At 64.9% G+C, this 3,606-nt stretch carries 3 protein-coding genes; 2 read left to right on the top strand and 1 reads right to left on the bottom strand.

The annotated features are described in order from the left end of the window. Both ACE3UY_RS08125 and ACE3UY_RS08120 read left to right on the top strand, forming a co-directional pair. On the top strand, positions 1 to 1,614 hold a 1,614-nt coding region (locus tag ACE3UY_RS08125; RefSeq protein ID WP_374687042.1), incomplete at its 5' end, for an N-acetylmuramoyl-L-alanine amidase. Between the two features lie 118 nt (positions 1,615 to 1,732). Further along, the gene (locus ACE3UY_RS08120) at positions 1,733 to 2,908 is read left to right on the top strand and encodes an FAD-dependent monooxygenase (protein WP_374687041.1); all 1,176 of its coding nucleotides are present in this window, start codon (positions 1,733 to 1,735) and stop codon (positions 2,906 to 2,908) included. 123 nt (positions 2,909 to 3,031) lie between these two features. Here ACE3UY_RS08120 and ACE3UY_RS08115 read toward each other — a convergent pair whose 3' ends face one another. Further along, a complete protein-coding gene (locus ACE3UY_RS08115; protein WP_374687040.1) occupies positions 3,032 to 3,454 on the bottom strand; it encodes a hypothetical protein in 423 nt (140 codons plus the stop codon). Between the last annotated feature and the right edge of the window lie 152 nt (positions 3,455 to 3,606).

Below are 3,606 nucleotides of genomic sequence, written 5' to 3'. Positions count from 1 at the left end.
GACTGCGTCTACAGCGACGGGCTGGAATACCACCCGGTCAGCCACCTCATCGTCCACCACACCGTCTCCAACAACGGCATCACCGACTGGCCGGCGACGGTGCGCGCTATCTGGAACTTCCACACCTACAGCCGGGGCTGGGGCGACGTCGGCTACAATTACCTGATCGACCCCAACGGCGTCATCTACGAGGGGCACTACGGCGGCGACAACGTCGTCGGCACGCACGCCGCCGGGGCCAACAAGGGCAGCATGGCCGCGTCGCTGCTCGGCACGTTCACCGCCGCGCCATCGGGCATCAAGCCGCCGCCGGCCATGCTCAACGCCGCCGTCGAACTGCTGGCCTGGAAGGCCGATCAGCGCGGCATCAACGTCTTTGACGCCAGCCGGACGCTGCCCAACATCAGTTGGGGCCTGCCCCACCTGATGGGCCACCGCGACGTGTACGGCACGACGGAGTGCCCCGGCGACCAGGCCCACCTGCTCATCCCCTGGCTGCGCAACGAGATCGCCGGCCGGCTGGGCCGATCCGACCCGTTCATCTACGCCGACGACGCCACCGGGACGTTCACCCGCAGCAGCACCGGCAACTGGTACGCGCCGCCCTACCTGTGCGGCTTCAACAACCACGCCTGGTATACCTGGTCCACCAGCAACCCGGCGCTGAGCACCAATTGGGGCGAGTGGCGGCCCAACGTGCCCGCCACCGGCCGGTATCGCATCGACGTGTACGTGCCCTACTGCCGCACCGGCCGGAACGAGACCGGCAGCGCTACCTACACCATTCACCACGCCGACGGCACGAGCACGCGCACGGTCAACCAACAGGCCAACGTCGGCCTGTGGATCACTCTGGGCGAGTACAACCTGCGCCAGGGCAACGGCAACGTCATCCGGCTGACCGACATCACCGGCGACAACGACCTCGGCGTCTGGTTCGACGCCGTCCGGCTGCTGCCACTCTCGACGCCGCCCCCGCCGCCGCCGCCCGTGGCGACCAACGTCGCCCCAACGACCAACATCTGGAAGACCGACCGCGCGGTCGCCTTCACCTGGCAGGTGACGAACCCGGAGACGGTGCAGTTCACCACGCTACAAGTGGCCGTGGATTACGGCTTCACCAACGTGCTCATCAACCAGAGCTGGTGGGGCGTGGTGACGAGTCACAGCCACACCTTCGGCGCGGATTACGCCGATCTCTACTGGCGGGTGCTGCTGTCGCGGGAGAGCGCGCCGCTCATTTCCAGCCGGCCGACGCGCTTCAGCCTGGACGCCACGCCGCCGCAGTCGGCGGTGAACGCGCCCATCTTCTTCCTGACACGCGAGGGGCGCTACCACGTCAACTGGAGCGGCCGCGACGCGCTGTCGGGGCTGGACCGCTATCAGGTCGATGTGCGCGCCGCCGGCTCGACAGGCTGGACGAGTTGGCTGAGCAACACGCGCCTGACCTCGGCCCAATTCGCGCCGCCTAACCCGGCGCTGGTCTACGAGTTTCGCGCCTATGGGGTGGACGTGGCCGGCAACGTCGAACGCGCTCCGGACGGCCCCGACGCCACCACCCGCACCGCCGTCCCGCTGCGTTACACGCTCTTCCAGCCTTTCGCCGTGCGTTAAGAGTGAAGAATCCACCGATTTCACAGATGACGCAGATGGCTTAAAATCGATGTCATCGCGGATGAAGACAGTCGAGTGAAATCTGTGGATTCTCTTTTTGTCACTTAATACATGAGCTATGTCCGAAGTTGAAGTAGTTGACGTTCTAATTGTCGGTTCAGGCCCGTCGGGGAGTTCGACGGCGCTCCACCTGGTCAAGAAGGACCCGGCCTGGGCCGGGCGCATCGTCATTGTGGACAAGGCCGTCCATCCTCGCGAGAAGTTGTGCGGCGGCGGGCTGACCCACATCGGCCAGAACATCCTGGCCAACCTGGGGCTGCCGCTGGAGCCGCGCAGCTTCGAGGTGAAGGAGGTGCGGCTGCTCTACCACGACAAGCGCTACTCCTTCTACGGCAACCCCGTCTTCCGCATCATCCGGCGCGACGAGTTCGATCACTGGCTGGTGCGGACGGCCGAGCGGCTGGGCGTGCGCGTGCGGCAGGGGGAGGCGGTGACGCAGATCGCGCCCCACGCCGACTACGTGGAGGTCGTCACCGACAAGGCGACCTTCCACGCCAAAGTGCTGGTGGGGGCCGATGGCTCGCGCAGCTTCGTGCGGCGCAAGCTGAAGTGGGACGATGATTCGCGTGTCGCCCGGCTGGTGGAGGTGCTGACCCCGGAAGACCCCGCCGCCCAGCCCGAGTTCCGCGAGGCGGTGGCCGTCTTCGACTTCACGCCGATGGACGACCACTTGCAGGGGTACTACTGGGACTTCCCCAGCTATGTCAAGGGCAAGCCGTACATGAACCGGGGCGTCTTCGATAGCCGGGCCGTGCCGCGCAAGCCGAAGGCCGACCTGAAGGGGGTGCTGGGCGAGGAGATGAGCGAGCGGGGGCGCGACCTGGACAAGTACGAACTGAAGGGGCATCCCATCCGCTGGTGGAGCAGCGACGGTCGCTTTGCCGAGCCGCGCGTGCTGCTGGTGGGGGACGCGGCCGGGGCCGACCCGCTGTTCGGCGAGGGCATCTCCTTCGCCCTGGGCTATGGCGATCCGGCGGCCGAGGCCATCGCCGACGCCTTCGCCCGCGACGACTTCAGCTTCGCCACCTACGCCGACCGGCTGAAGGCGCACCCGCTCTTCAAGCAACTGCGCCTGCGCACGTGGGCGGCGCGCTACGCCTACTTGCTCAACTACCCCATCATCGTCAGCATTGGCTGGACGCTGATGCGGCTGTTCCTGCGCTTCACGCCCTGGCGGGACAAGAACTACGTGCCCGCCCGCGCGCCAGAGTTCCGGCTAACCGACCCGGTTTAAGAAGCATTCGCACGCAAAGACGCAAAGAGCGCAAAGCCCAGAACAAATCTGGGCTTTGCGCTCTTTGCGTCTTTGTGTGAGCTTCTTCTTAAATCTGTGTAATCTGTGGAATCTGTGGATGCTTTATTCTGGGCCTCTGGTTGCACGCCGATAAGCTGCATCTGGTCGCCCTGTACGCGTCGTGTCCAGCGCGATCTGATAGGTGAAGCGCGTTCCCGCGAGCGGTTGTTCCCCTACCCAATCCATGACCGGTTGGTGGAGAGTGTCGCCGTCGAGCGTGTATTCATAGGCGGCATAGCGGTACACGCCGTGGGGAACCGCCTGGTACGCCGTGGTTTCGCCGGCAGCGACGTTCCCGAACGCGATTCGCGCCGTCTCGGCCGGCGTCTCGCCCGGAAACAGGATGATCAGATCGTAGATGTCTTCCGCGCCGGCATTGGTGATCCGCAACGCTTGTACGGCGGACTCCGGAGGCGTGGTTGGCGTGCAGGCGCTGCCGGTAACGAGCAGGCAGACAACGAAGAGCATGGGTTCCCATTTGATCATGACTCTCACTCCCGGATAGTGAAACTATCTTGAACTCGTCTGACGTGGTGTCATCGAACCTAGAAGCTGCCTAAAGAGCGCAAATCAGATAGAGTGGGCGATAGGTATCATGTAGGACATGGGGCGTTTGTGGCAGTGTCAAGGAAAGGAGG

The organism is Promineifilum sp. (SeqCode) (assembly GCF_041918635.1).
Lineage (GTDB): Bacteria > Chloroflexota > Anaerolineae > Promineifilales > Promineifilaceae > Promineifilum.
This window is presented reverse-complemented; position numbering and strand designations above follow the sequence as displayed.

What these genes read in the sequence shown, in the direction of transcription:
- ACE3UY_RS08120 (WP_374687041.1), top strand. Translation starts at nt 1,733, where the DNA reads ATGTCCGAAGTTGAAGTAGTTGACGTTCTAATTGTCGGTTCAGGCCCG.
- ACE3UY_RS08115 (WP_374687040.1), bottom strand. Translation starts at nt 3,454, where the DNA reads ATGATCAAATGGGAACCCATGCTCTTCGTTGTCTGCCTGCTCGTTACC.